The sequence below is a fragment of the Sphingomonas sp. BL-S-29 genome, from assembly GCF_055521495.1.
The window spans coordinates 1574865-1600981 of record NZ_CM145482.1 but is presented as its reverse complement, the minus strand read 5'-3'; the positions used below and the strand labels follow the sequence as shown (position 1 = coordinate 1600981).

The 26117-nt window shown below is 67.1% G+C and carries 22 protein-coding genes; 7 read left to right on the top strand and 15 right to left on the bottom strand.

The window, feature by feature from the left end; translation table 11 throughout:
* Positions 1-65 precede the first annotated feature (65 nt).
* The 10 genes from ACZ1I2_RS07665 to ACZ1I2_RS07620 all read right to left on the bottom strand — a co-directional run bounded on the left by ACZ1I2_RS07665 (position 66) and on the right by ACZ1I2_RS07620 (position 12810).
* The gene (locus ACZ1I2_RS07665; protein ID WP_465170272.1) at positions 66-803 is read right to left on the bottom strand and encodes an ABC transporter ATP-binding protein; all 738 of its coding nucleotides are present in this window, start codon (positions 801-803) and stop codon (positions 66-68) included.
* The gene (locus ACZ1I2_RS07660) at positions 793-2196 is read right to left on the bottom strand and encodes an efflux RND transporter periplasmic adaptor subunit (RefSeq protein ID WP_465170273.1); all 1404 of its coding nucleotides are present in this window, start codon (positions 2194-2196) and stop codon (positions 793-795) included. Before ACZ1I2_RS07660 ends, ACZ1I2_RS07665 begins: the two co-directional genes overlap by 11 nt.
* Positions 2197-2205: 9 nt before the next feature.
* Complete coding sequence (locus ACZ1I2_RS07655; protein ID WP_465181616.1) at positions 2206-3618, bottom strand: efflux transporter outer membrane subunit; 1413 nt, start codon at positions 3616-3618, stop codon at positions 2206-2208.
* Between the two features lie 177 nt (positions 3619-3795).
* Complete coding sequence (locus tag ACZ1I2_RS07650) at positions 3796-5865, bottom strand: ATP-binding protein (RefSeq protein WP_465181653.1); 2070 nt, start codon at positions 5863-5865, stop codon at positions 3796-3798.
* Positions 5866-5916: 51 nt separating this feature from the next.
* Positions 5917-7122 (bottom strand): biotin synthase BioB, encoded by a 1206-nt coding sequence (bioB, locus tag ACZ1I2_RS07645; RefSeq protein ID WP_465174532.1) that lies wholly within the window; start codon positions 7120-7122, stop codon positions 5917-5919.
* Positions 7123-7196: 74 nt separating this feature from the next.
* Entirely contained in the window at positions 7197-9338 is a 2142-nt protein-coding gene (scpA, locus tag ACZ1I2_RS07640) for a methylmalonyl-CoA mutase (RefSeq protein WP_465174533.1), read from the bottom strand.
* A gap of 127 nt (positions 9339-9465) precedes the next feature.
* Entirely contained in the window at positions 9466-10248 is a 783-nt protein-coding gene (locus ACZ1I2_RS07635; RefSeq protein ID WP_465174534.1) for an enoyl-CoA hydratase-related protein, read from the bottom strand.
* Complete coding sequence (gene mce, locus ACZ1I2_RS07630) at positions 10248-10667, bottom strand: methylmalonyl-CoA epimerase (RefSeq protein ID WP_465174535.1); 420 nt, start codon at positions 10665-10667, stop codon at positions 10248-10250. Before mce ends, ACZ1I2_RS07635 begins: the two co-directional genes overlap by 1 nt.
* On the bottom strand, positions 10664-11203 hold the full coding sequence (locus tag ACZ1I2_RS07625; RefSeq protein ID WP_465174536.1) for a hypothetical protein: 540 nt from the start codon (positions 11201-11203) through the stop codon (positions 10664-10666). The genes mce and ACZ1I2_RS07625 overlap by 4 nt, the downstream gene beginning before the upstream one ends.
* Positions 11204-11283: 80 nt before the next feature.
* Positions 11284-12810, bottom strand: a complete 1527-nt coding sequence (locus tag ACZ1I2_RS07620) for an acyl-CoA carboxylase subunit beta (RefSeq protein ID WP_465174537.1) — start codon at positions 12808-12810, stop codon at positions 11284-11286.
* A 226-nt stretch (positions 12811-13036) separates the two neighbouring features.
* Here ACZ1I2_RS07620 and ACZ1I2_RS07615 point away from each other — a divergent pair, with 226 nt between their 5' ends.
* A complete protein-coding gene (locus ACZ1I2_RS07615) occupies positions 13037-14425 on the top strand; it encodes a helix-turn-helix domain-containing protein (RefSeq protein WP_465174538.1) in 1389 nt (462 codons plus the stop codon).
* A 264-nt stretch (positions 14426-14689) separates the two neighbouring features.
* The gene (locus tag ACZ1I2_RS07610; RefSeq protein ID WP_465170283.1) at positions 14690-15601 is read left to right on the top strand and encodes a DMT family transporter; all 912 of its coding nucleotides are present in this window, start codon (positions 14690-14692) and stop codon (positions 15599-15601) included.
* Positions 15602-15628: 27 nt separating this feature from the next.
* Here the strand turns inward: ACZ1I2_RS07610 and ACZ1I2_RS07605 are convergent, their stop codons facing one another.
* Positions 15629-16642, bottom strand: a complete 1014-nt coding sequence (locus tag ACZ1I2_RS07605; RefSeq protein ID WP_465170284.1) for an SDR family oxidoreductase — start codon at positions 16640-16642, stop codon at positions 15629-15631.
* A gap of 110 nt (positions 16643-16752) precedes the next feature.
* Between ACZ1I2_RS07605 and acs the strand changes: the two genes are divergently transcribed.
* Both acs and ACZ1I2_RS07595 read left to right on the top strand, forming a co-directional pair.
* The gene (acs, locus tag ACZ1I2_RS07600) at positions 16753-18693 is read left to right on the top strand and encodes an acetate--CoA ligase (RefSeq protein WP_465174539.1); all 1941 of its coding nucleotides are present in this window, start codon (positions 16753-16755) and stop codon (positions 18691-18693) included.
* A 523-nt stretch (positions 18694-19216) separates the two neighbouring features.
* Positions 19217-20284, top strand: coding sequence for an AbrB family transcriptional regulator (locus ACZ1I2_RS07595; RefSeq protein WP_465174540.1), 1068 nt, complete (start codon positions 19217-19219; stop codon positions 20282-20284).
* 8 nt (positions 20285-20292) lie between these two features.
* Here ACZ1I2_RS07595 and ACZ1I2_RS07590 read toward each other — a convergent pair whose 3' ends face one another.
* From ACZ1I2_RS07590 to pgi, 4 genes are read right to left on the bottom strand one after another with little or no spacing between them, the layout of a single operon-like run.
* On the bottom strand, positions 20293-20595 hold the full coding sequence (locus ACZ1I2_RS07590; RefSeq protein WP_465174541.1) for a type II toxin-antitoxin system RelE/ParE family toxin: 303 nt from the start codon (positions 20593-20595) through the stop codon (positions 20293-20295).
* The gene (locus tag ACZ1I2_RS07585; protein ID WP_465174542.1) at positions 20588-20836 is read right to left on the bottom strand and encodes a type II toxin-antitoxin system ParD family antitoxin; all 249 of its coding nucleotides are present in this window, start codon (positions 20834-20836) and stop codon (positions 20588-20590) included. Before ACZ1I2_RS07585 ends, ACZ1I2_RS07590 begins: the two co-directional genes overlap by 8 nt.
* Before the next feature lie 36 nt (positions 20837-20872).
* Entirely contained in the window at positions 20873-22267 is a 1395-nt protein-coding gene (gor, locus tag ACZ1I2_RS07580) for a glutathione-disulfide reductase (protein ID WP_465174543.1), read from the bottom strand.
* 29 nt (positions 22268-22296) lie between these two features.
* Positions 22297-23796 (bottom strand): glucose-6-phosphate isomerase, encoded by a 1500-nt coding sequence (gene pgi / locus ACZ1I2_RS07575; RefSeq protein WP_465174544.1) that lies wholly within the window; start codon positions 23794-23796, stop codon positions 22297-22299.
* Between the two features lie 191 nt (positions 23797-23987).
* Here pgi and lepB point away from each other — a divergent pair, with 191 nt between their 5' ends.
* From lepB to ACZ1I2_RS07560, 3 genes are all read left to right on the top strand, one after another.
* Positions 23988-24860 carry a signal peptidase I gene (gene lepB, locus ACZ1I2_RS07570; RefSeq protein WP_465170291.1) on the top strand — a complete coding sequence of 291 codons (873 nt, stop codon included), beginning with the start codon at positions 23988-23990 and terminating at the stop codon, positions 24858-24860.
* Positions 24815-25528, top strand: a complete 714-nt coding sequence (gene rnc, locus ACZ1I2_RS07565) for a ribonuclease III (RefSeq protein ID WP_465174545.1) — start codon at positions 24815-24817, stop codon at positions 25526-25528. Before lepB ends, rnc begins: the two co-directional genes overlap by 46 nt.
* A 128-nt stretch (positions 25529-25656) precedes the next feature.
* Positions 25657-25983: a PilZ domain-containing protein gene (locus tag ACZ1I2_RS07560; RefSeq protein WP_465170293.1), complete on the top strand. Its 327-nt coding sequence runs from the start codon at positions 25657-25659 to the stop codon at positions 25981-25983.
* Positions 25984-26117 lie beyond the last annotated feature (134 nt).

Sequence of the window (26117 nt, the reverse complement as noted above, 5' to 3'; positions counted from 1 at the left end):
GCTGGTTGACAGGCCCTCCCCTAGCCCCTCCCGCAAGCGGGAGGGGGATGAAGAAGTGAGACGCCTCACGACACCTGCTCCCCTTCATGGTGCTTGCTGTCGATTCGCTCGACCAGCCCGTCCTTGAAATGCACGATGGTGCGCGCGAACGCCGCCATGTCGGGTTCGTGCGTCACCATCAGCACGGTGATGCCGGCATCGCGGTTGAGGCCGCTGAGCAATTCCATGATCTCGACCGACCGCTCCGAATCCAGGTTGCCGGTCGGCTCGTCGGCAAGCAGCACGTCGGGCGAGGTCACGATCGCGCGGGCGATGGCCACGCGCTGCTGCTGGCCGCCCGACAATTCCGCCGGCGTATGGTCCCACCATTTCGCCAGTCCGACCTTGTCGAGCGCCGCCATCGCCGCGTCATGGCGTTCCTTCTTGGGATCGCCGCGATAGAGCAGGGGCAGCTCGACATTCTCCAGCGCGGTGGTGCGCGCCAGCAGGTTAAAGCCCTGGAACACGAAACCGAGATAGCGCCGGCGCAGCAGCGCGCGCTCGTCGCGGCCGAGCGTCTCGATATGATGGCCGCGGAACAGGAAGGTGCCCGAACTCGGCACGTCGAGGCAGCCTAGAATGTTCATCGTGGTCGACTTGCCCGAGCCGGACGCGCCCATCACCGCGATGAAATCGCCCTGCTGGATGTCGAGATCTACACCCTTCAGCGCCCTGAACGCGGTCGGGCCTACGCCATAGGTCTTGGTGATCTTGCGCAGCCGAATAAGGGGCAGCGGACCCTCCGCTGGCGTTTCACTGGCCACTGCGCTGCCCACCGCCTGCACCGACCCCACCAGCACCGCCCGCGCCGGAGCGCCGCCGCTGGCCGCTGCCGCTCTTCGAACTGTCACCGCTGAGCTGGCCGGTGATGACCTGATCGCCGGGCTTCAGGCCGCCGCCGACCACTTCGGTCACGGTGCCATTGGTCACGCCGGTGGTGATCTCGACGGGCTTGGGCTTGCCGTCCTCGCCCTTGATATAGACGGTCTGCTTCGCCCCGGCACCGATCGTCGCGGTGCGCGGCGCGCCCGCGCCGCCACGCCGCCGGGTCGGGACGAGAGCCCCCGCGATGCCGCCGCTGGCGGACGCCGCGGGCGTGTCGACAGTCGGGGTGAAACGCAGCGCCGCATTGGGGACGAGCAGGACATTGTTGCGCGCATTGGTCACGATGTCGGCGGTCGCGGTCATGCCGGGGCGAAGCTGCTGGTCGGCATTGGCGACGCTGAGCGTGGCACCATAGGACACGACCTGCGCGGTCGTGGTGGTCGTCGTCGTGGTCGTCTGCGCGCTGAGATTCGATCCGAGATCGACCCGCGTGATCGAGGCCGGGAAGGTCTTGCCCGGGAACGCATCGACCGTGAAGGTCGCCTGCTGGCCCTGTTTCACCGACCCGACATCGGCCTCGTCGATCGCGACCTCGAGTTTCATCGTCGACAGATCCTGCGCGATGACGAACAGGGTCGGCGTGTTGAACGAGGCGGCAACGGTCTGGCCCGGCTCGATCTGGCGTGCGAGCACCACGCCGTTGACCGGCGAGCGGATCACCGTCTTGGTCAGCTGGGTATTGTTCGAGGACAGGGCGGCACGCGCCGACACCACGTTCGCCTGGGCGGCACGCAGGTTGGCGATCGCGCGGTCGCGGTCAGCGATTGCCTGCTCCATCTCGGTCTTGGCCGGAACGCGCCCGCCCGACAGCCGGCTGACTTCCTGCAGACGCGACAGCTGCGCGTTGGACTGGGCAAGGGTCGCCTGGTTCTGCCCGACCGTCGCCACCGCCGCATCGAGCGCGGCCTTGCTCTGGTTGACCGTGTCCTGGAACCGCGAGGGATCGACCAGCGCGAGCGGCTGGCCCGCCACCACGCGATCGTTCACATCCGCCACCACCTTGGTGACGAGACCCGAAAGCTCCGAGCCGACCTGGACCTGATTGGTCGGGGCGAGCTTGCCGGTGGCCGAGACCGTCACCGACAGCGAGCCGCGCCGCACCTCGGCGGTCGCATAGCCACCCGTGGTGGGGCCCGCGAAATAGCTCTTCGCCAGCAGCAGGAGCAGGATCACGCCGACGGCAATCGCCCCCCATTTGGCGTAGCGCTGCCATGCCGGCGCTGTCTTCACGCCGAGGAATTCGTCGAGATCATTGCTGTTCGGATCGGCCATCGATGCTTCCTAGGGAGTCTGTGTCGTCGGGGCCTGGGGCACGGTCGTGCTGTCCCAGCCGCCGCCAAGGGCAAGATAGAGCTGGACCAGCGCCTGGGCCTGATCGGCCTTCGCATTGGACAGCCCGTTCTGCGCCGAGAGCAGCGCGCTCTCATTGGTGTTGAGCGTGGTGATATCGGTCAGGCCGGCGCGATACTGGCTGCGCGACAGGATCGCGCTGTTGTTCGCCGCGTCGAGCGCGATGACGAACTGCGCCTGCCGATCCTTCGCCGCCTGAAGCGCGGTCAGCGCATTCTCGACATCCTCCAGCGCGGTCAGCACGGTCTGCTTGTAGAGCGCGAGGGCACCCTCGGCTGCCGCCTGTTGCGAGCGGACCTGCGCGCGAGCGCGTCCGCCGTCGAAGATCAGCTGGCTGAGGCCAGCGAACAGCCCGCCGGTGACGACACTCGCCAGGCTGCCGAACGAGGTGGCAGCCGTGCCGATATTGCCGGTGATGTTGAGCGCCGGATACAGCTGCGCCTCGGCCACCCCGATCTGCGCGGTGGCGGCAGCGAGGCGACGCTCGGCCGCGCGGACATCGGGGCGCTGGCGCAGCGCATCGGCGGGAATGCCGACCGCGATGGTTGCCGGCCCGGCGGGAATCGGCGCGGTCGCCTCGAGTTCGGCCTTGAGCGCGCCCGGCGCCTGGCCGGTGAGCACGCCGAGCCGGTTCACCGCCGACTGGTAATTCTGCTCGAGCGAGGGGATGGTCGCCGCGGTCTGCGCACGCTGGGCGCGCGACTGCTCAACATCGAGCGAGGAGACCAGCCCGGCCTGGACCCGGAAGCCGCTGATCTCGAGATTGTCGTCCTGAATGCCGAGCGAATTGCGCGCAATGGCGAGACTGGCCTGGGCCTGGCGGGCGAGGATATAGTTGCGCCCCGCCTCGGCCGCGATCGAGGTCTGCACCGTCGCGAGATCATAACCGCTGCCAGCATAGCTCGCGCGCGACGCCTCGATGCTGCGGCTGACGCCGCCGAACAGATCGGCCTGGTACGAGGCATCCGCCCCGATCGAGAAACTGTCGCGCGGGCCGGTCGCGTCGAGCAGGTCGCGGCCATAGCCGGCCGAACCACTGACGCTCGGCAGCCGCGCAGCGCGGGCCTGTACCAGCGATTCGCGTGCCTGGCGCAGCCGCGCCACGGCCTGGGCGATATCGAGATTGCCGCTGCGCGCCCGGTCGATGATCGAGGTCAGCAGCGGATCGTTGAAGCTGGTCCACCAGGCCGCGATATCGGCCGGCTGGCCCGACGGCGCCGGGGTGGAATAGCCCCCCGGCACGCCCAGCGCACCGGGCGCGGGCGGGGCATAATCCGGGCCGACCACGCACGCCTGAAGCGGCAGGGCGACGGTGAGCAACAGAAGGATGCGCTTGCGAAACATACCGGCACAAATGGCCATGGGGCCGGTTTGGGTCCATCGAAATATTGTCGCAATTTGTCGCCCCGGAACGCGGAACGACCGAAATAACGCGCTTTTTCACAATCTTGCAGTGTCGTTACTTGCCCGGTCGAAGACCAAAATATACTCCGACAAGCACCGCGGAGCGCTGTCCGGCGGTTATTCCAGCTCCAGGATCACCGCATCCACCGCGAGGCTGTCGCCCGGCGCCGCATTGATCGATTTGACCCTTCCGGTCTTGGCGGCGCGCAGGATATTCTCCATCTTCATCGCCTCGACCACGGCGAGCGGCTGGCCCGCCTCGACCTTGTCGCCCGCCGCGACATCGAGCCGCATCAGCAGCCCCGGCATCGGCGCGAGCAGGAATTTCGACAGGTCGGGCGGGATCTTCTCGATCAGGTGTTTCGCGAACGGCGCGACATGCGCGGGCAGCACACGCGCCTGGTGCGAGGCGCCGCGTGTGGTCAGGCGGAACCCGGCGCCGGCGCGCGCGATCTTCACGATCAGTATTTCGTCGCCGATCTCCGCCTCGACCACCCGGTCGCCCGGCGTATATTCGAGCGCAATGTCCAGCTCCTCGCCATCGACGGTGAGGCCGTCGGGCGAGATCGTCACCGCATGCTCGGCATCGCCGATCTTCACCACCCAGTCGAACGGCGGCTGGAGCCGCTTGCCAAGCTGCCCGTCGATCCGCCGCGCGCGGTCGGCCTCGGCGGTCGCGGCAAAGGCGGCGATGGCGGCGAGACTGCGGACCAGTTCGGGCGATGCCGGCGCGCCGTGGAAACCATCGGGATATTCCTCGGCGATGAAGCCGGTGGTCAGCGCGCCTTCGCGGAAGCGCGGATGCTGCATCAGCGCCGAGACGAAGTCGATATTGTTGCCCGGCCCCTCAATCTCGAACGCGTCGAGCGCCGCAATCTGGGTGTCGATCGCTTCCTCGCGCGTTGGCGCCCAGGTGATCAGCTTGGCGATCATCGGGTCGTAGAACATCGAGACTTCGCCGCCCTCGCGCACCCCGTCATCGACACGGACATAGGCTTCGCCGTCCCCTTCTTCCCCCCTCCCGTTGACGGGAGGGGTCGGGGGAGGGCCTGTCCTGTCGGAGGCGGAGTCCGTGACAGGCCCTCCCCTAACCCCTCCCGCAAGCGGGAGGGGGACTTCATGATAGGGCGTCTCAGTGCTCGCAGGAGGGTTATACCGCACCAGCCGCCCGATCGAGGGCAGGAAGCCGCGATAGGGGTCCTCGGCATAGACGCGGTTCTCGATCGCCCAGCCGGTGAGCGTGACGTCGTCCTGGGTGAAGCCAAGCGGCTCGCCCGCGGCGACGCGGATCATCAGCTCGACCAAATCGAGGCCGGTGATGCATTCCGTGACGGGATGCTCGACCTGGAGCCGGGTGTTCATCTCGAGGAAGTAGAAACCCTTGCCCGAGGTATCGGCGCCGGAGACGATCAGCTCGACCGTGCCCGCGCTGAAATAGCCGACCGCCGCGGCCAGCGCGACGGCCTGCTCGCCCATCGCCTTGCGCATCTCGGGCGTGACGAAGGGCGACGGCGCCTCTTCGACCACTTTCTGGTGCCGGCGCTGGATCGAGCATTCGCGCTCGCCGAGATAGACGATGTTACCGTGCTGGTCGCCCATCACCTGGATCTCGATATGGCGCGGACTCTCGATGAACTTCTCGATGAACACGCGGTCGTCGCCGAAGCTGGCCAGGCCCTCGCGCTTGGTCGCCTCGAAGCCCTCGCGGACGTCCTGCTCCGAATAAGCAAGCCGCATGCCCTTGCCGCCGCCGCCGGCCGAGGCCTTCATCATCACCGGATAGCCGATGTCCGAGGCGATGCGCACGGCATGCTCGGTATCGTCGATCTCGCCGAGGAAGCCGGGCACGACATTGACGCCGGCCGCCTTGGCCAGCTTCTTCGATTCGATCTTGTCGCCCATCGCGGCGATGGCGTTCGGCGGCGGGCCGACGAACGCGATGCCGGCCTCGGCGCAGGCGCGCGCAAAGCTCTCGCGCTCGGACAGGAAGCCGTAGCCGGGATGGATGCAGTCAGCGCCGGTTTCCTTCGCGGCGAGCAGGATCAGGTCGGCCAGCAGATAGCTCTCGCCCGCCGGCGGCGGCCCAAGCCGCACCGACTCGTCCGCCATCAGCACATGCGGGCTGCGCGCGTCAGCGTCGGAATAGACCGCGACGGTGGCGATCCCCATTTTCTTGGCGGTACGCATGACGCGGCACGCGATCTCACCGCGGTTCGCGACCAGGATTTTCTTGAACACTTACTCCCCTCCCGCTTGCGGGAGGGGTTGGGGGAGGGCCTGTCCCGCTACAGCCAGGTCCGATCTGAAGGACAGGCCCTCCCCTGGCCCAGTTTCAGGTGAACGATGCCCCGCATCGTTCAGGTCAAGCCGGGGGCTTGACCGACCTGAAACTCGCAGGCGGGAGGGGGATTTTTCGCGCATCGGCTCCTCGCCCTCCATCGGCTTGAGGCCGAGCTTGGCGAACAGCGCTTCGTCCGCACCGCCGCCGGCATTGCCGGTGGTCAGCAATTTCTCGCCGGTGAAGATCGAATTGGCGCCCGCCATGAAGCAGAGCGCCTGAGTCGCCTCGCTCATGCTCTCGCGGCCGGCCGAGAGGCGGACCATCGACAGCGGCATGGTGATGCGCGCGACCGCGACGGCGCGGACGAATTCGATATCGTCGATCTTGGCGAGCGGCGTGTCGGCGAGCATGTCGCCCAGCACGGTGCCCCTGACCGGCACCAGCGCATTGACCGGCACGCTCTCCGGATGGCGCGGCAAGGTGGCGAGAGTATGGACGAAACCGACCCGGTCGGCCCGCGTCTCGCCCATGCCGACGATCCCGCCCGAGCAGACATTGATGCCGGCCTGGCGGACATTCTCCAGCGTGTCGAGCCGGTCCTGGAAGGTCCGCGTCGTGATGACCTCGCCATAATGTTCGGGCGAGGTATCGATATTATGGTTGTAGTAATCGAGCCCCGCCTTGGCCAATTGATGCGCCTGATGCGGCTCGAGCATGCCGAGCGTCATGCAGGTCTCGAGGCCCATCGCCTTGACGCCCTCGACCATCGCGACGACCGCGCCCATGTCGCGGTCCTTGGGGTTGCGCCAGGCGGCGCCCATGCAGAAACGCTGCGAGCCCGCCGCCTTGGCCTCGGCGGCGGCGGCGAGCACGGCCTGCACTTCCATCAGCTTCTCGGCCTTGAGGCCGGACTCTGCGGAAGCCGACTGGGAGCAATAACCGCAATCCTCCGGGCAACCGCCGGTCTTGATCGAGAGCAACGTGCAGAGCTGGACCTCACCCGCGGCGTGGTGCGCGCGATGGACTTCGGCGGCGCGGAAGACGAGCTCGGTGAAGGGGAGATCGAACAGCGCGGCGATGTCGGCGCGAGTCCAGTCGTTCCGAACCTGCTCCCCCTCCCGCTTGCGGGAGGGGGCTGGGGGGTGGGCGCCCGGTTCCAACATACGGTCCGCCTGAGGATAGCGCGAGCCCACCCCCGGCCCCTCCCGCAAGCGGGAGGGGAGTTCAAAAGTGTCGCTCATTCAGCAGCTTCCTCGATCGGGGGCAAATTATGCCCCAGCAATTTCAACACCTCGCCGGCCGCATTCACCAGATTGGTACCGGGCCCGAAAATCCCCTGCACCCCGGCATCCCGCAGATACTGGTAATCCTGCGCGGGGATCACGCCGCCCGCGATCACCTTGATATCGCCCCGGCCCGCCTCGCGCAGATGGCCGATCAACTCCGGGATCAAGGTCTTGTGTCCCGCCGCCAGCGACGAGGCGCCGACCACGTCGACATCGGAGGCGATGGCGAGATCGGCGGCTTCCTTCGGCGTCTGGAACAGCGGCCCCGGTACCACCTCGAAGCCGAGATCGCCGAATGCCGAGCTCACCAGGTTCGCGCCGCGATCATGCCCGTCCTGCCCCATCTTGGCGACGAGCAGCCGCGGCTTGCGGCCCATGCGATGCGTCAGCGACGTGACCCCGTCGAGCAGCCCGAGCCAGCGCCGGTCGAACTCGTGCGCCCCGCCATAGATGCCGGAAACGGGCGTCGGATTGGTGCCGTAGCGCCCGAACACATCCTCCATCGCCTGGCTGATCTCGCCCAGGGTCGCCCGCTGCCGCGCGCATTCGACCGCGAGACCGAGGACATTCTCCGTGCCGGCGGCACCTTCGCGCAGCGCGTCGAGCGCTGCCCGACATTTGTCCTCGTCACGGCCGGCCTTGGATTTCCTGATCCGCGCGATCTGCGATTCCCGCACCGCGACATTGTCGACGTCGAGGATGTCGATCGCATCCTCCTCCGCCAGCTTGTACTTGTTGACGCCGACGATCACGTCCTCGCCCATGTCGACCCGCGCCGCACGCCCGGCCGAGGCTTCCTCGATCATCGCCTTGGGCCAGCCTGCCGCGACAGCCTTCGCCATGCCGCCCTCGGCCTCGACCCGCTCGATGATCTCCCAGGCCTTGTCGAACAGCTCCTGCGTCAGGCTCTCGACATAATAGCTGCCGCCAAGCGGATCGACGACATGGGTCATGCCGGTCTCCTCCTGCAGCACGATCTGCGTGTTGCGCGCGATGCGGGCGGAGAAGTCGGTGGGCAGCGCGATCGCTTCGTCGAGCGCGTTGGTGTGCAGGCTCTGCGTGCCGCCGAGCATCGCCGCCATCGCCTCGATCGTGGTGCGGATGACGTTGTTGTACGGGTCCTGCTCGGTCAGCGACACGCCCGATGTCTGGCAATGCGTGCGCAGCATCTTGGAGCGCTCATCCTTCGCACCGAGGTCGGTCATCACCCGGTGCCAGAGTTTCCGCGCCGCGCGCAGCTTGGCGACTTCCATGAAGAAGTTCATGCCGATCGCGAAGAAGAAGCTCAGCCGCCCGGCGAACGCATCGAGATCGAGCCCCGAGGCCATCGCGGCCTTCGCGTATTCGCGCCCGTCGGCGATGGTGAAGGCAAGTTCCTGAAGCTGCGTCGCCCCGGCTTCCTGCATGTGATAGCCGGAGATCGAGATCGAGTTGAACTTCGGCATGTGCCGCGAGGTATAGCCGATGATGTCCGAGATGATCCGCATGCTCGGTTCGGGCGGGTAGATATAGGTGTTGCGGACCATGAACTCCTTCAGGATGTCGTTCTGGATCGTGCCGTCCAGCTGCTCCTGGGGGACGCCCTGCTCCTCGCCCGCGACGATGAAGAAAGCGAGGATCGGGATCACCGCGCCGTTCATCGTCATCGAGACGGACATCTTGTCGAGCGGGATGCCGTCGAACAGGATCTTCATGTCGTCGATCGTGTCGATCGCCACGCCGGCCTTGCCGACATCGCCCGTGACACGCGGATGATCGCTGTCATAGCCACGATGCGTGGCGAGATCGAACGCGACCGAAAGCCCCTTCTGCCCGGCGGCGAGGTTGCGGCGGTAAAAGGCATTCGATGCCTCGGCGGTCGAGAAACCGGCATATTGGCGGATCGTCCAGGGCCGCCCGGCATACATCGATGCCCGCACGCCGCGCGTGAAGGGCGCGAAGCCGGGCAGGCCGGGGTCGATATCCGCCACATCCTCGGCGGTGTAGAGCGGCTTGACCGCGATGCCCTCGGGCGTCTGCCAGGTCAGGTCCTTGCCCTTCACCTCCTTCGCGGCGGCGGCGCTCCAGGATTCGAGATTAGGCTTTTCGGTCATCGCCCAAGTCCAAAATTCCGTTCGGGCTGAGCTTGTCGAAGCCCTGCCCTTTCTTGCGACCGAAGAAAGAAGGACAGCCCTTCGACAAGCTCAGGGCGAACGGTGGAAAATGGGCGGTCGCGCGTCATCACGCCCCTCGGAACGCCGGCTTGCGCTTCTGCAGGAAAGCGATGCCGCCCTCCATCGAATCCGCGGAGCCCCGCGCGGCGCGCTGGTTCTCGGCCTCGCGCAGCATCGCGGTGGCGTAATCCACCTCGAGCGCATGGGCGAGCCCGCGGCGCATCAGGCCGAGCGCGACCGTCGGCCCCGCCGCCAGCCGCTCGGCCAGCGCAAAGGCCTCGGCATCGAGCGTGTCGTCAGCCGTCACCTTGTGGATCATGCCCCAGTCATAAGCCTTGGCCGCGAGCACGCGTTCGCCGAGCATCATCATCTCGGTCGCGCGCGCCTTGCCGATCAGGCGCGGCAGCATCCAGCTCGCGCCGCCATCGGGCACCAGGCCGATATTGACGAAGGCCTGGAGGAAATAGGCGGTCTCGCTCGCGACGCAGAAATCGGCGGCGAGCGCGAGGCTGCACCCAATCCCCGCCGCCGGCCCGCGCACCGCGCTGACCACCGGCACGCCGAGATCGGCGACCGCCTCGATCGTCCGGTTATAATGGTTGGTCAGCGCCTGATAGGTCGCCTCGCCCGGATTGTCCGCGCCGAGCGCCCCGCCCCCCACATCCGCGCCCGAACAAAAAGCACGCCCCGCGCCCGCGAACAGCACTGCCCGCGCGCCGTCCAGCGCGCCCAGCGCCTCGCGCAGTTCGTCGAACATCGCCGGCGGCGCCGCGTTGAGCCGGTCGGGGCGGTTGAGGGTGAGCACCAGCACGTCGCCGCGGCGCTCGCTCAGGATATGCTCATAGGCCATCAATGATCCCCCTTCGGCGTTTCCATGATCTCGGTCAGCACGCCGCCCATGTCCTTCGGGTGGACGAAGAAGATCGGCGTGCCATGCGCGCCGATGCGCGGCTCGCCGAGCACGCGCTTGCCCTTGGCCTCGAACCAGGCCCTGGCTTCGAGGATGTCGGGCACTTCGTAGCAAAGGTGATGCTGCCCGCCCGCCGGGTTCTTCTCGAGGAAACCGTTGATCGGCGAGGTGGCGTCGTACGGCTCGATCAGCTCGATCTGCGTGTTGGGCGTGTCGACGAAACACACTTTCACGCCCTGCGCCGGCAAATCGAACGGCTCATGGATGCGGGTCGCCCCCATCACGTCGCGATAAAAGGGGATCGCCGCCGCGATTGACGGCGTCGCCACCCCGACATGGTTGAGGCGACCGATGATCATTGCGCCGGCGCGGCCTTGGGTGCGGGCGCCGGCGCGCGTACCGGCGCCTGGCCGAGGACATAGCCGCAGGCCTCCAGCACCTGCTTGACCGGGGCTTCGCTCGGCGGGCCGGCGAAGCTCGCATCGATCGGGTTGTTCATCGGATCGATCACGCGCAGCTTGATCAGCTTGGCGTGCGCGATCGCGCTGGTCAGCGTCGTCACGATCTGGTCGTCGGCGATATAGGTCCCGCTGCCCGGGAAATCCCAATTGGCGCCCAGCGGCGCGGCCCCGTCGACCTGGATCGACACCGGGCGCGGCGTGGCCGCCGCGAAGGGCAGGGTCGGGATGAACTGGATCGACACGACATTGTCGGCGCGCCGGTCGCAGCGCACGACCAGCCGGCCCTTACCCTCGACCGAGGATACCGAGACCGAGCCCGATTGCGCGCCGGTCGCCGGATCGACCTTCATGCGGGGAGTCCAGGGTGCCACGGGGGCGGGCACCGCCGCAGCCGGCGCCGCTGCCTGAAGAGCCATGGTCAGGAAAAGGATCATTGCGTCACCTGTCGTTTGTTGAGCATCCTACCCTGCGCGCAAGCCGGTATTGAGCGCAACCGCCCCATATCGGCCTCGCGTCAGAGCGGTATGTTATCGTGCTTCTTCCACGGATTTTCGAGACTCTTGCCGCGCAGCTTGCGCAGGCCGAGCGCGATGCGCCGCCGGGTCGAATGCGGCTGGATCACTTCGTCGATAAAGCCCTTGGACGCCGCCACGAACGGGTTGGCGAAGCGCGCCTCATATTCGGCGGTGCGCTCGGCGATCTCTTCCCGGCTCCTGCCGCGAAAGATGATCTCGACCGCGCCCTTCGCGCCCATCACCGCGATCTCGGCAGTCGGCCAGGCATAGTTGAGATCGCCGCGCAGATGCTTCGACGCCATGACGTCATAGGCCCCGCCATAGGCTTTCCGCGTGATGACGGTGATCTTCGGCACGGTCGCTTCGGCATAAGCGAAAAGCAGCTTCGCGCCGTGCTTGATGATGCCGTTCAGTTCCTGCGCGGTCCCCGGCAGGAAGCCCGGCACATCGACAAAGGTGACGATCGGGATCTCGAACGCATCGCAGAACCGCACGAAGCGCGCGGCCTTCTTGGACGAATTGATGTCGAGGCAGCCGGCCAGCACCATGGGCTGATTGGCGACGAACCCGACAGTGCGTCCCTCGATCCGCCCGAACCCGATGATGATGTTCGCCGCATGCGTCGGCTGGATCTCGAAGAAATCGCCCTCATCGACCGTCTTCCGGATCAGTTCGTGCATGTCATAGGGCTGGTTGGCCGATGCCGGGACGAGCGAGTCCAGGCTCTCTTCCACCCGGTCCCACGGATCGGAACTCGGCCGCTCCGGCACCGGCTCGCGGTTCGAGGCGGGAAGGAAGTCCACGAAGTCGCGGGCCGCGCGCAGCGCCTCGATATCGTCATCGAAGGCCACATCGGCGACCCCCGACTTCGTGGTATGCGTCACCGCTCCACCCAGTTCCTCCTGCGTGACGATCTCGTTTGTAACGGTCTTCACTACATCCGGGCCGGTGACGAACATGTAGGAGCTATCCTTCACCATGAAGATGAAGTCGGTCATGGCGGGGGAATAGACGGCGCCCCCCGCGCACGGCCCCATGATCAGCGAAATCTGCGGGACGACGCCCGACGCCAGCACGTTGCGCTGGAATACTTCGGCATAGCCGCCAAGCGAGGCGACGCCCTCCTGAATGCGCGCGCCGCCCGAATCGTTCAGGCCGATCACCGGCGCCCCGACCTTCATCGCTGTGTCCATTACCTTGCAGATCTTCTGCGCGTGCCGTTCGCTGAGCGACCCGCCGAACACGGTGAAGTCCTGGCTGAACACGAACACCAGCCGGCCGTTGATCGTGCCCGATCCGGTGACGACGCCGTCGCCCGGAACGATTTGATCCTGCATGCCGAAATCGACGCAATTATGCTCGACATACATGTCGAGCTCCTCGAACGAGCCCTCATCGAGCAACACCTGGAGCCGCTCGCGCGCGGTCAGCTTGCCCTTGGCGTGTTGCGCGGCGATCCGCTTCTCGCCACCGCCCATGCGGGCGGCCTCGCGCCGGCGCTCAAGCTCCTCGATCGTCGACGGCATGCACTACTCCGGAATGGGTGGGCCTCTCTTTCAAGGTGCACGGCGTTTTGCAAATGTGAATTTGCGAAGTTGCGAACAAGCCGTTTGCGAAGTAGTTGAACCATCCCCATCGCCGTTCGGGCTGAGCTTGTCGAAGCCCTGTACTTTCTTCTTGCCTCTCGAAGAAAGAACAGCCTTTCGACAAGCTCAGGGCGAACGGAAGAGAGCACCTGACCGGAGCCCGAATTTGCCCCGCACCCCACGCCTCTATGCCGGCGAACAGCTTCGCGCCCTGCGCCGCTCGGCGGGCCTGAACCAGGCGGCGATGGCCGCGCGGCTGGGCATTTCCGTTTCCTATCTCTCCCAGCTCGAAAGCGGCGACCGGCCACTGACCCCATCTGTGACCGCCGCCCTGCGCCGCCGCCATCCCGGCGCGCTGATCGAGAGCGACGCGCCGGCCATGCGCCTCACCGGCCTGGCCGCCGCGCTGGCCGATCCCGCTCTGCCCCCGGCCCCGCCGCCCGAGGCGATCGAGCGGCTCGCCGAGGAGCGGCCCGAGATCGCCGACCGCATCATCGCGCTCCACGCCGCGGTGCGCGCCGCCGAGGAACGGCTGCAGATGGTGGAGGAAAGCATGACCTCCGGCATCTCCGATGCGGGCGCGCGCATGCCATGGGAAGCGGTGCGCGACTGGTTTCATATCGCGGGCAATTATGTCGACCCGCTAGACCGCGCCGCCGAGGCGCTGGCGGAGCAGCTCGGCCCCGGCGAAGCGGCGCTGGTCGCCCGTCTCGCCGACCACGGTGTCACCATCGTCACGACCCCGGACGAAGCGGCGCCACTGCGCGCGCTCGACCGCCAGCGCGGCAGGCTGACGCTCAACGGCGCGATGCCGCCCGAAAGCCGCCGCTTCCTGATCGCCCACCAGCTCGTCGCGATCGACTTCGCGGACGCCATCCAGGAGATCGTCGATGGCGCATCGGTATCGAGCGTCGAGGCGCGCAACCTGCTGCGCATCGGCCTCGCCAATTACGCCGCCGGCGCGCTGACCATGCCCTATGCCCGGTTCCGCGCGACGGCCCGCCAGATGCGCCATGACATCGACCGGCTGTGCCGCCGCTTCGGCGTCAGCTTCGAACAGGCCTGCCACCGCCTGTCGACGCTGCAGCGCCCCGGTGCGGAAGGCATCCCCTTTTATTTCTGCCGGGTCGACATGGCCGGCAACATCACCAAGCGGCACTCCGCGACCCGGCTGCAATTCGCCCGCTTCGGCGGCGCCTGCCCGTTATGGATCGTGCACGAGGCCGTCGCGATCCCCGACCGGATCCTCGTCCAGCATGCCGAAACGCCCGATGGTGTGCGTTATGTCTCGATGGCCAAGGGGCTGGTGAAACCCTCGGGCAGCTTCACCCGCAGTCCGCGCCGCTATGCCGTGACCCTGGGGTGCGAGGCGGAGCATGCCGCCGACTTCGTCTATGCCGACGCGCTCGACCGGAGCGCGCCGCCGATCCCGATCGGCATCTCCTGCCGGCTCTGCCCACGCGACGATTGCGACCAGCGCGCCTTCCCGCCCGCCGACCGCGACATCGCGGTCGACCCGGACCTGCGCGGCACCGTGCCGTACCGGGTGGTGTAGGCCCGGGGCGAGATCCCGCCGACTATCCCTCTCCGGTCGTCCTGAGCTTGTCGAAGGGCCGTTCTTCTTTCCACAGTCGAAAGAAAGAGCAGGGGTGCCACTCCAAACCGCCACCCCGGGCTTGTCCCGGGGTCCATCGTCCCGCACACACCACACCCGTTGTACGCGCGGCACGATGGATGCCGGAACGAGTCCGGCATGACGTTTGGGGAAAACGGCCTACCGCCATCTGGCCGAACGAGTGCCCATGCGATAACGGCCCCCATGCAGTCCACCACCGCCGCACCCTCCGCCCAGTTGCGCGCCTATCTCTTTCTCGCCATCGTCATGCTGCTCTGGGCCGGCAATTCGATCGTCGGCCGCGCGGTCCGCGACGATATTCCGCCCTTCACCCTGGCGCTGGTGCGCTGGGCCGGCGCGGCGATGATCCTGACGCCCTTCGCGTGGAGACGCTTCCGCGCCGACACCTCGACACTGCGTGCGCAGTGGCGCGAGGTGCTGGTCCTCGGCCTGCTCGGCGTGGCCGCGTTCAACGCCTTTCTCTATTCCGGCCTGCACCACACCACCGCGACCAATGCGATGCTGATCCAGGCCGCGATCCCCGCACTGGTCGTGCTGTTCGGCCGCCTCTTCTTCGGCGAGCGGGCGCGGGCGCTGCAGATCCTCGGCGTGATCGCCTCGACCATCGGCGTCGCCTGGGTCGTCTCCGCCGGCGATATCGACACCTTGCTTCATCTCCGGCTCGGCGCGGGCGACGCGCTGATCCTCGCCGCGAGCCTGGTCTGGTCGCTCTACACCGTGCTGCTCCGGCTCCGGCCCGAGGTCGATCCGCTGAGCTTCCTCATCGTCACCTTCACCATCGGCGCGCTCGCCATGCTGCCGCTCGCGATGCATGAATGGCTGAGCGGCGACGCGGTCCGCTGGCGCCCCGTTACCTTCGGCGCCTTCGCCTATGTCGCGGTGCTGCCGTCGATCCTCGCCTATTTCCTCTACAATCGCGCGGTCGGCATGATCGGCGCGGGGCGGGCCGGGCAGATGATCACGCTGATGCCGCTGTTCGGCGCCCTGCTCGCGGCGCTGCTGCTGGGCGAAGCGCTCCACGCCTTCCATTTCTGGGGCATGACTTTCATCGTCGCGGGGATTGCGCTCTCGGCGATCGCGGGGAAGGCGCGCTGAACCCTTCTCCTGTAGGGAAGCCCGCCCTCAAACCTTCAATATCCCCCGATCGATCAGGCTGCGCGCGGTGTCGACGATCGACTCTTCCTCGGCCCTGGTCTTCCAGCCCAGCACCTCGAGCGCATGGCTCGAATCCACTGCTCTTGTGCGTCCGAGCTCGCCGACGATCTGTCGCACGCCGCTGTCGAACAGCCCCATCAAGCGCAGGACGAAATCGGGGATGCCGCGTGTCGGCACCTTGCGCGCTTCTCGCCCGAGCCGCGCGCGCAGCACCTCGCCGATCTCGCGCGTCATCATGAAACGGCCCGCCCCGATGAAGCGCTCATTCGCCACGTCGGGCGCGGTCAACGCGCGGACGTGCAGGTCGGCCAGATCACGCACATCGACCACCGCCAGTCCGATCCGCGGAAAGCCGGGCACCGAACCGTCCATCAACCGCTTCACGAACTCGATCGAGGTCGAATAATCCGTGCTCATCACGGGGCCGAGCACCGCTGACGGGTTGATCGTGCAGAATTGCATCGCCCCGCCCTGCTGCGCCACCCAGTCGCGCGCCGCCCGCTCGGCGATGGTCTTCGACTTGGCATAGGCGTTCACGCCGGGGGCGGTCACGTCGGTCCAGTCCGCCTCGGTATAGGTCCGGTCCCCCGGGTGCCCATAAGCGATCGCCGCGACCGAGGAAGTCATCACGAAGCGCGAAACACCTGCCTCCGACGCGAAGCGGAGCGCCCGGAGCGCCCCCTCGCGCGCCGGCACGATCAGCTCGTCCTCATGCTTCGCCGCGGCGAGCGGAAAGGGCGAGGCGACATGCGCGACATGACTGCACCCGGCGACTGCCTCGGCCCAGCCGGCATCGTCCGTGAGGTCGGCGGCGAAGAAACGGATCGACGATCCCGGCACGCCCAGCGCCGCGCGCACCTCGGCCTCACGCTTCAGCGATCGGACCGTGGCGTTGATCGTCCACCCTTCGGCGGCAAGCTGGCGGATCAGATAGCCGGCGATGTACCCGCTGCCGCCCGTGACCAGGATCGTGCCCGTCATGTGCTTGTCCCCTCCCGTGGAGGACGGGTCTACCATCGAAACGGAGGGGCCGCCAAGCCGGGCTTGCAATCGCTCCTTCTCGCGGCAAAGAGAGCGCGCAGGAGAACGCCATGTCCGATCAGACGCTCTATCCCGTACCACCCGAATGGGCGAAGCGCGCACGCTTCGACGCGGACGGATATGAGACGCTCTACGGGCGATCCCTCGCCGATCCGGGCAGCTTCTGGCTCGAACAGGCACGCCGGCTCGACTGGATCAAACGACCCGAGATCGCCGGCGACTGGTCGTTCGGCGAAAAGGATTTCCACATCCAGTGGTTCGCCGACGGCCGGCTGAACGTCGCGGCCAATTGCCTCGACCGGCACCTCGCGAAGCGCGGCGAGCAGACCGCGTTGATCTGGGAACCAGACGAGCCGGGCGAGGAGCCGCGCCGCTTCACCTATCGCGAGCTCCATGCCGAGGTTTGCCGCTTCGCCAATGTGCTGAAAAGCCAGGGCGCGAAGAAGGGCGATCGCGTCACCATCTACATGCCGATGATCCCGGAGGCGGCCTTCGCCATCCTTGCCTGCGCGCGGATCGGGGCGATCCATTCCGTGGTGTTCGGCGGCTTCTCGCCCGAGGCGCTGGCCGGGCGCATCACTGATTGCGACAGCGCGATCGTCGTCACCGCCGACGAAGGCCGGCGCGGCGGCAAGCGCATTCCGCTCAAGGCGAATGTCGATGCCGCGGCCGAGCGTGCGCCGGCGCTGAGGACCGTGATCGTGGTGCAGGCGACTGGCGGTGCCGTGACGATGCGCGAGGGCCGCGACGTCTGGTATCATGAGGCAGCGAAGGACGAGTCCGCCATTTGTCCGCCCGAGCCGATGGGCGCGGAGGACCCGCTGTTCATCCTCTACACCTCGGGCTCGACCGGCCAGCCCAAGGGGGTGCTCCACACCAGCGGCGGCTATCTGCTCTGGGCGAGCCTCACGCATGAACTGGCGTTCGATTACCGCGCCGGAGACGTGTGGTGGTGCGCCGCCGATATCGGCTGGGTCACCGGCCACAGCTATATCCTGTACGGCCCGCTCGCCAACGGGGCGACGACGCTGATGTTCGAGGGCCTGCCGACCTGGCCCGACGCCAGCCGCATCTGGCAGGTGATCGATCGCCACAAGGTCCACACGCTCTTCACGGCCCCCACGGCGCTCCGCGCGCTGATGAAGGAGGGCGACGATTATGTGAGCAGGACGAGCCGCGCCTCGCTCAGGCTGCTCGGCACGGTCGGCGAGCCGATCAATCCCGAGGCATGGCGCTGGTATCACGATGTGGTCGGCGAGGGCCGCTGCCCGATCATCGACACCTGGTGGCAGACCGAGACCGGCGGCGCGATGATCGCCCCGATGCCCGGCGCGACCGACCTGAAGCCGGGCAGCGCGACCCGGCCGATGCCGGGCGTCGACCCGCAACTGGTCGATACCGAGGGCAATGTGCTGAATGGCGCGACCGAGGGCAATCTCGTCATCGCGAAGAGCTGGCCGGGGCAGATGCGCACCGTCTGGGGCGATCATGATCGCTTCTTCCAGACCTATTTCACGACCTATCGCGGCAAATATTTCACCGGTGACGGCGCGCGGCGGGACGAGGACGGCTATTGGTGGATCACCGGCCGGGTCGACGACGTGATCAACGTGTCGGGCCACCGCATGGGCACCGCCGAGGTGGAATCGGCGCTGGTGCTTCACCCCAAGGTCGCCGAGGCCGCGGTGGTCGGCATGCCGCATGACATCAAGGGCCAGGGCATCTACGCCTATGTCACGCTCAATTCGGGCGAGACCGCGTCGGACGAGCTGCGCAAGGATCTGGTCAAATGGGTCCGCACCGAAATCGGCCCGATCGCCGCGCCCGACGCGCTGCAATTCGCGCCGGGCCTGCCCAAGACCCGCTCGGGCAAGATCATGCGCCGCATCCTGCGCAAGATCGCCGAGGGCGACGTGTCCAGCCTGGGCGACACCAGCACGCTGGCCGATCCGGCGGTGGTGGATGATCTGGTGGCGAATAGGGTCAAGTAGCCATCGGCTCGGCTGGGACCGGCTGAAGGCCCATGTCACTGAACGGGACGTGGTCGCCGCCTGAACCGGCCGAACGGGGCATCCCATGCGATCGATTCAATCTTCCGAAAAATCGTCATAAGGTGGCGGCGGATATGGTGTGTAACGCCGTTCCCGCTCTTTCGCATCGTCCGGAGATTGTCGAAGCCGGCTCCCTGTTCGGGCGCTGGGTTTCACTGTTCCTGCGACCCCGGTTCGCTGTTATTGAATAACAGGGAAGTACCAATCATCCCTTTGATACTACAGGATTAATTGGGGCGATTTGACCCAAGATCCGCCCGATAGCAGGGAAAGAAAAATTCGTTCCCTGTTATTTCGCTGTTATCCGCCCCGAACAGCGAAAGTCACTGGCCGCTGGCAAGGATCCCGAGTGACCTGAACCGGCTGGACAAGCGCCGCGTACGGGGCGAGAGGAACGCCGTCTTCCCTCCGTACGAGGCCTGCATGCACCCGCCCGCCCGCGCAACCGTTCCGATCGGCCGGCATGGCTGAGGCCGGCGCGGGTCCGCCCCTTGTCCGCTGGGCGTTGCTGCTGGCGCTGTCGGCGGCGTTCGCCGGCGTGCTGGAGGCGTTGCGCTTGCCGGCGGGTCTTTTGCTCGGCCCGATGATCGCGGCGATCCTGCTCGCGACGCGTGGCCAGGGCGTCACCGTCCCGCCGCTTTCCTTCCAGGCGGCGCAGGCGCTCGTCGGGCTGCTCGTGGCCCGCTCCTTCACCGCCGGCACGGTCAGCACCGTGATCGAGCATTGGCCGGTCTTCTTCGCCGTCACCGCCGCGACGCTTTGCGTCGGCGTGGGCATCGGCCTGCTGATCGGACGGCTCGGCTGGCTCCCGCCCAGCGTGGCGGTGTGGGGGTGCATGCCCGGCGGCGCGGCGGCGATGGTGCTGATGGCGCAATCCTATGGCGCGGAATGGCGGCTGGTCGCGGTGATGACCTATAGCCGCGTGGTATGCGTCGCGGGCACCGCCTCGATCGTCGCGGCGCTGGTCGGCGCGCATGGCGGCATGGAGAGCCCGACCGCCGACTGGTTCCCGCCGATCGATCCGGTGGCCTTTGCCGCGACGCTCGCCATCGCCGCGATCGGCGGATGGCTCGGCGTGCGCTTCAAGCTGCCCGCCGGCGCGATGATCGGCGCGATGCTGCTCGGCACGGCGCTCAACATCGCCGGGCTGGTGCGCTTCGACCTGCCGGGCTGGCTGCTCGCGGCGAGCTATGCGATCGTCGGCTGGCGCATCGGGCTGCACTTCACCCGCGAGATCGTCCGCGCCGCCGCCCGCGCCCTGCCGCGCATCCTGCTGTCGATCCTGCTGCTGATCGGCATTTCCGCCAGCATTGGTTTCCTGCTCGCGCATTTCGGCGGCGTCGATCCGATCACCGCCTATCTTGCGACTAGCCCCGGCGGCATGGACTCGGTCGCGATCATCGCGGCCTCGACCAGGGTCGACGTGCCCTATGTGATGGCGCTCCAGGCGCTGCGCTTCTTCGCCTGCGTGATCCTGGGGCCGGCACTGGCGCGGTTCGCGGTGCGGCGGCAGGGCGAGGCGGTGGGCTGAAGGCCAGGTCAGTGTTGACTGCTGAAGGCCAGCTTCGCGTCGCGGGCGAAATGGAGAACGCGCACGACTGTGACGATATCTTCCTCGACACGATAGAAGATGCGGTGACTACCGCAGCGCGTCCATCGCACATCCGGTACGATACCGGCATAGACGCCCCCTGACTCCGGATAGCGTTCGAGAATCTCAAATGCCGATTCGAAGGCGCTTAGATACCTGTCCGCCGTCGCGCGCCCGAATTGATCGAGGCTGTAGACGGTGATGTCCTCCAGATCGGCATTGGCCTCTGGCGTGAGCCGAAGCTCAGCCATCTTCGCTTAGATATTTGGTGCGAATGTCCTGGATGATTTGCGAATGGGATCGAGGATCAAGCCCTGATGCAATGCCCTTGTCGATCTCGCCTTGCAACCAGGCCAGCTCAGCCGCCGCGTCCTGGTCGCGGCGCATGAGGTCGCGAATATAGTCGCTGGTACTGGCATATCGCCCTTCGGCCACACGCTGCTCCGCCCATTGCCTGAGCGCATCGGGGACCGAGATATTCATCTGTGCCATCACGCGCCTTATACGATTTTGCGCTAAGATTGACAACTAGCGCATCAGCACCAGTTCCTCCGCCATGGTCGGATGCAGCGCAACCGTCTCGTCGAACGCCGCCTTGGTCAGCCCGGCCTTCACCGCGATCGCGGCCCCCTGCAGTATCTCGGGCGCATCCGGGCCGATCATGTGCAGGCCGAGGATCTTGTCCGTCTCGCTGTCGCAGACCATTTTGTAGAGCGCACGCTCGTTGCGGCCGGCCAGGACGTTCTTCATCGGGCGGAAATCCGAGGTGTAGACCTTGACCGAGCCGAACTTCATCTTGGCCTGGCCTTCGGTGAGGCCGACACCGGCCATCGGCGGATGGCTGAACACCGCCGAGGGGACATTCTCGTAATCGACCCGGGTCGGCTTGTTGCCGAACATCGTGTCGGCAAAGGCCTGGCCCTCGCGGATCGCGATCGGGGTCAGCTGGATGCGGTTGGTCACGTCGCCCACCGCATAGATGCTGTCGCAGGTGGAGCGGTTGTCGTCGTCGACCACGATCGCGCCCTTGGCGTCGATCTCGACGCCGGCCGTCTCCAGACCGAGATCGGCCGTATTGGGGTCGCGCCCGGTCGCGAACATCACGCAATCGACGATGATCGGCTCATGGCCTGACATGCTCACCTTCAGGCAGCCATCGTCCATCTTCTCGATGCCCTGGAAATCGGCGTGGAAGCGGAATTCGAGCCCCTTCATCATCGAGATCTGGAGCAGCCGGTCGCGGATCTGCTCGTCATAGCCGCGCAGGATCACGTCGGTGCGGTTGATCAGCGTCACATGCGCGCCGAACTGGTGGAAGATGCCGGCGAACTCGTTGGCGATATAGCCGGCGCCGGCGATCAGGATCCGCTTCGGCACCGCGTCGAGATGAAACGCCTCGTTCGAGGTGATGCCATATTCCCTGCCGGGGCAGTCAGGTACCGAGGGAGTCGCGCCGGTCGCGACGAGGATGGTCTTCGCCGTGACCTCGCGCCCGCTCGCCAGCCGGATGCCGTGCGGGCCGGTGATCGTCGCACGCTCGGCGATGATCTCGACCTTGTTGTTGGTCAGCGTGTCGGTATAGGCGGCGTTGATCCGGTCGACCTCGTCGAGCACGTTCCGGGTCAGCACTTTCCAGTCGAAAACGCAGTCGTCGGGCACGTTCCACCCAAAACGCCGCGCATCGGCCAGGTCCTCGGCGAAATGCGCGCCATAGACGAGCAGCTTCTTGGGCACGCAGCCGCGGATCACGCAGGTGCCGCCGACACGATATTCCTCGGCGACCGCGACCTTCGCGCCGTGCGCCGCCGCGACGCGCGACGCGCGGACGCCGCCGGAGCCGGCACCGATCACAAAAAGGTCGTAGTCATATTTGGCCTCGGCCATCTCATATTCCTCATCACCCCGGACTCGATCCGGGGTCATTCTTCCACAAATACCGCCGTGCCTTACGGCTATTGCTCGCCGAACGCTCGCTTGATCAGGTCCTCGGTGGAGACGTCGAACGTCTGCCCGCCTTCTCCCGCTGCCTTGGCCATTTCCTTGCCCAGCTCCACCCCGAACTGGTCGAACGGGTTGATGCCGAGCAGCACGGCGTTCACGAAGGTGCGCTGCTCGTAAAAGGCCAGCAGCGCGCCGAGCGTCCGGGCATCGAGATCGTCGAGCAGGATGGTCGAGCTGGGCCGGTCGCCCGAATAGCTGCGGGCCGGATCCTTGTCGTTGGCCCGCCCCGTCATCAGCGCCGCGCCCTGCGCGAAGGCGTTGAGCAGCAGCTGGCGGTGATGGTCCTCGGCCAGGCTGTCGCCGGGCTCGATCACCGCGACGAACTCGACCGGCACGAGGTGCGTGCCCTGGTGGAGCAGCTGGAACACCGCATGCTGCGCGTCGGTGCCGACGCCGCCCCAGGTGATCGCCGCGCTCGGCCGCCCGAGCGGCTGGCCGTCGACCGTCACGCCCTTGCCGTTCGATTCCATCTCGAGCTGCTGGAGATAGGACGGGAGCAGCCGCAGCCTTTCGTCATAGGCGAAGGTCGCGCGCGTCTCGGCGTGACGGACCTGCGTGTAATAGAGATCGGCGAATGCCGCGAGCGCCGGGGCGTTCTCGCTGAGCGAGGCAAGGCGGAAATGCCGGTCCATCTCGGCGGCGCCGTCGAGCAGCTGCTCGAAACAGTCCCAGCCCAGCGCCAGCGCGGCAGGAAAGCCGATCGACGACCAGAGCGAGTAACGCCCGCCGACCGAGTCCATGAAGGGCAGCACGCGCGTTTCGTCCACGCCCCATTCGACGGCCTTGTCGGGCGCCGCGGTGAGCGCGACGACGCGGCCATAGGGGTCCTCGACGCCGCCTTCCTGCATCCATTCGAGCACGCTTTCCGCGTTGAGCATGGTCTCGGTGGTGGTGAAGGTCTTGGAGGCGATGACGAGCAGGGTCGCGGCCGGATCGAAGCGGCCGAACGCTTCCTCGAGCGCGACACCGTCGACGTTCGAGACGATCGCGGTGTCGTATCGCCCGGATTCCCGCCCGAGCGCGTCGACCAGCAGGTCGGGGCCAAGGGCCGAACCGCCGATGCCGACATGCAGGACATGGCGGATCGGCCCGAGCGCCTCGGCCTCGATCGCGTCGATCAGCGCGCGCATGCGGGCGTGGAAGGTCATGGCCAGCCCGACATCCTCCGCCTTGCCCTCGCCGCGCTCCGCGGTGTGGGTGGCGGCGCGGCCTTCAGTGACGTTGACGATCTCGCCCGCGAACAGCGCCTCGCGCTTGCCGGCGAGGTCCTGCGCTCTGGCCAGCGCCTCGAAGGCAGCGATCGCCTCGGGCGTCAGATGCGTTTTGGACCAGTCGAAATGCAGGCCGGCGACGTCCAGGCTGAGCTTCTTCAGCCGGTCCGGATCGTCGGCGAACAACGCCTCCAGCCGGGGGGAGGGCAAGGCTTCGATCGAGGTCCAGTCTGCAGCCATGGAAAACATCTCCGCTAATCGATGCCGTCAGGTAGTCGCGCGGCGCGCATTATACCACCTCGAACCCACCAGTCTTTTTCGCCGGGCGCCCCATTCCGAGCGTGCCGCCCCCCCTCATTCTCCCGCTCTCGAGCCCTTTCCCGGCACGGCCCGGCTTGACGCCTCGCCCCCGCCACCGCAAACCGCCGCGCATGGCCGATACCGACATGCCCGCACCCGACCCCGCCCCCGGCGCGACCCTCACGCCGCCCAAGCCCAGGTCGGAAACCCGCGACACCATCCTGTTCCTGGTGAAGCTGGTCATCGCGGTGCTGATCTTCCGCAGCTTCATCTTCTCGCCGTTCAACATCCCGTCGCAATCGATGCTGCCGCGGCTCTACATCGGCGACTATCTGTTCGTGTCGAAATGGAATTACGGCTATTCGCGCCACTCGCTGCCGCTCAGCGTGCCGCTGATCCCGGGGCGCATCTTCGGCCGCGATCCGACACGCGGCGACGTGGTCGTGTTCCGCGATCCGACCGGCGACCATGACGTGATCAAGCGCGTGATCGGGCTGCCCGGCGACACGATCCAGATGCGCCACGGCCAGCTGATCCTGAACGGCACCGCGGTCCCCAAGGATCCGGTCGCCGACTTCACCCTGCCGATCACGCCCAATTATCCGGCGGGCAGCGAATGCCCGTCCGAATTCCTCGACAATGGCCGTGATGGCAAACCGATCTGCCGCTATCCGCAGTTCCGCGAGACCCTGCCCAACGGCAAGTCCTATATGGTGCTGGATCGCGGCGAGAATGACGAGGCGGACAATACCGGGCTCTATTCGGTGCCGGCGGGCCGCGTCTTCGTCATGGGCGACAACCGCGACGACAGCGGCGACAGTCGCTTCCCCGCCCCCGCCGATGCCCTGCCGGGCCAGCCGAGCGGCATGGGCTATGTCCCGATGGACCGGATCGAGGGCAAGGCGGTCGTGACCTTCTTCTCCACTGACGGCTCCGCCAACTGGTTCCTGCCCTGGACATGGTTCTCCGCGGCGCGCTGGTCGAGGATCGGGGAAGGCTTTTGAGCGGAGCGCTCTCAGACTGGATCAAGGAAAGTTTCGGCCACAAGCCCCGCGACCTGGCCGGGTACGAACGCGCGCTGACTCATGGCAGCCAGGCCGCGGCGAATTACGAGCGGCTCGAGTTCCTGGGCGACCGGGTGCTCGGCCTCGTCATGGCCGAATGGCTGTTCGAGACCTTTCCCGGCGAGCCCGAAGGCGCGCTATCGAAGCGGCTGAACGCGCTGGTGACGGGCGCGGTCTGCGCCGACGTGGCGCGCAGCGTCGGCGTAAGCACGCAGCTCAAGCTCGGCAAACAGGCGCGCGACGACGGCGCCGCCGACAGCGACAATGTCCTTGGCGACGTGATGGAAGCATTGATCGGCGCGCTCTATCTCGATGCCGGGCTCGAGCCGGCGCGCAAGGCGATCCGCAAGGCCTGGGGCGACCGGGTAAAGACGCAAGGCGCGGCGGCGCCGCAACATCCCAAATCCGCGCTGCAGGAATGGGCGGCGGCGAACAACCGCCGCACGCCCGCTTATGACGTGGTCGACCGGTCCGGCCCGCACCATGCGCCGCGCTTCACGGTCAAGGCCTCGATCGGCGCACTGGCCGAGGCGACCGCGACCGGCAGCTCCAAGCAGGAAGCGGAAACCGCGGCGGCGGCGGCGCTGCTGGAGAAGCTGACCGGCTAGCCGCGCGGCGCCGGCACCGCTGCCGACAAAGGGCCGGAACGATACCTGGCCCGCAGCCATCCCTGCCCAGGCCTTAACGCTTTGCTTACCAACGCCGCGTATCCCCGCGCCAAGGGCGGGGGGACAACATGGCGTCGAGGGCAACCCAGTATCGCACCGTGCAGGCGGCGTCGCTCGATGGCCGCGCCGCGCCGCGCCACCCCGTGCAGGTCACCCGCGTGACGACGCAGGCGCACCGCGGAAAGCCGTCTCATGCCATGTTGTGCGACGTTTCGCCTTATGGCTGCCGCATCCTGTCGCCGGTCCAGCATCCACCGGGCGAGCGCCTGCTGCTCAGGCTGAATGGCGGCACGGCGATGGCCGCGACGGTGATCTGGTGCTCGGACGGGCGGATCGGCTGCCGCTTCGACGAGACCCTGCCGCGCGAGACGATGCGGGGGCTGATCATCGCCTGACCGGCGGGCGTCCGCCTGCGCGGTTGCCCGGGCCGCCGAAGCGCCGGTTCAGCGGGCTTCGACAAAACCCGACGCAAGGGGTACAGGTGGTGCTTCCCATTCGCCCCGGCCCCGGTCGGGACGTTGATCACCTG

Coding starts and splice junctions, on each gene's coding strand:
- ACZ1I2_RS07660 (WP_465170273.1), bottom strand. CDS start 2,196: ATGGCCGATCCGAACAGCAATGATCTCGACGAATTCCTCGGCGTGAAG.
- ACZ1I2_RS07655 (WP_465181616.1), bottom strand. CDS start 3,618: ATGTTTCGCAAGCGCATCCTTCTGTTGCTCACCGTCGCCCTGCCGCTT.
- ACZ1I2_RS07650 (WP_465181653.1), bottom strand. CDS start 5,865: ATGCGTACCGCCAAGAAAATGGGGATCGCCACCGTCGCGGTCTATTCC.
- bioB (WP_465174532.1), bottom strand. CDS start 7,122: ATGTTGGAACCGGGCGCCCACCCCCCAGCCCCCTCCCGCAAGCGGGAG.
- scpA (WP_465174533.1), bottom strand. CDS start 9,338: ATGACCGAAAAGCCTAATCTCGAATCCTGGAGCGCCGCCGCCGCGAAG.
- ACZ1I2_RS07635 (WP_465174534.1), bottom strand. CDS start 10,248: ATGGCCTATGAGCATATCCTGAGCGAGCGCCGCGGCGACGTGCTGGTG.
- mce (WP_465174535.1), bottom strand. CDS start 10,667: ATGATCATCGGTCGCCTCAACCATGTCGGGGTGGCGACGCCGTCAATC.
- ACZ1I2_RS07625 (WP_465174536.1), bottom strand. CDS start 11,203: ATGATCCTTTTCCTGACCATGGCTCTTCAGGCAGCGGCGCCGGCTGCG.
- ACZ1I2_RS07620 (WP_465174537.1), bottom strand. CDS start 12,810: ATGCCGTCGACGATCGAGGAGCTTGAGCGCCGGCGCGAGGCCGCCCGC.
- ACZ1I2_RS07610 (WP_465170283.1), top strand. CDS start 14,690: ATGCAGTCCACCACCGCCGCACCCTCCGCCCAGTTGCGCGCCTATCTC.
- ACZ1I2_RS07605 (WP_465170284.1), bottom strand. CDS start 16,642: ATGACGGGCACGATCCTGGTCACGGGCGGCAGCGGGTACATCGCCGGC.
- acs (WP_465174539.1), top strand. CDS start 16,753: ATGTCCGATCAGACGCTCTATCCCGTACCACCCGAATGGGCGAAGCGC.
- ACZ1I2_RS07595 (WP_465174540.1), top strand. CDS start 19,217: ATGGCTGAGGCCGGCGCGGGTCCGCCCCTTGTCCGCTGGGCGTTGCTG.
- ACZ1I2_RS07590 (WP_465174541.1), bottom strand. CDS start 20,595: ATGGCTGAGCTTCGGCTCACGCCAGAGGCCAATGCCGATCTGGAGGAC.
- ACZ1I2_RS07585 (WP_465174542.1), bottom strand. CDS start 20,836: ATGGCACAGATGAATATCTCGGTCCCCGATGCGCTCAGGCAATGGGCG.
- gor (WP_465174543.1), bottom strand. CDS start 22,267: ATGACCCCGGATCGAGTCCGGGGTGATGAGGAATATGAGATGGCCGAG.
- pgi (WP_465174544.1), bottom strand. CDS start 23,796: ATGGCTGCAGACTGGACCTCGATCGAAGCCTTGCCCTCCCCCCGGCTG.
- lepB (WP_465170291.1), top strand. CDS start 23,988: ATGGCCGATACCGACATGCCCGCACCCGACCCCGCCCCCGGCGCGACC.
- rnc (WP_465174545.1), top strand. CDS start 24,815: ATGGTTCTCCGCGGCGCGCTGGTCGAGGATCGGGGAAGGCTTTTGAGC.
- ACZ1I2_RS07560 (WP_465170293.1), top strand. CDS start 25,657: ATGGCGTCGAGGGCAACCCAGTATCGCACCGTGCAGGCGGCGTCGCTC.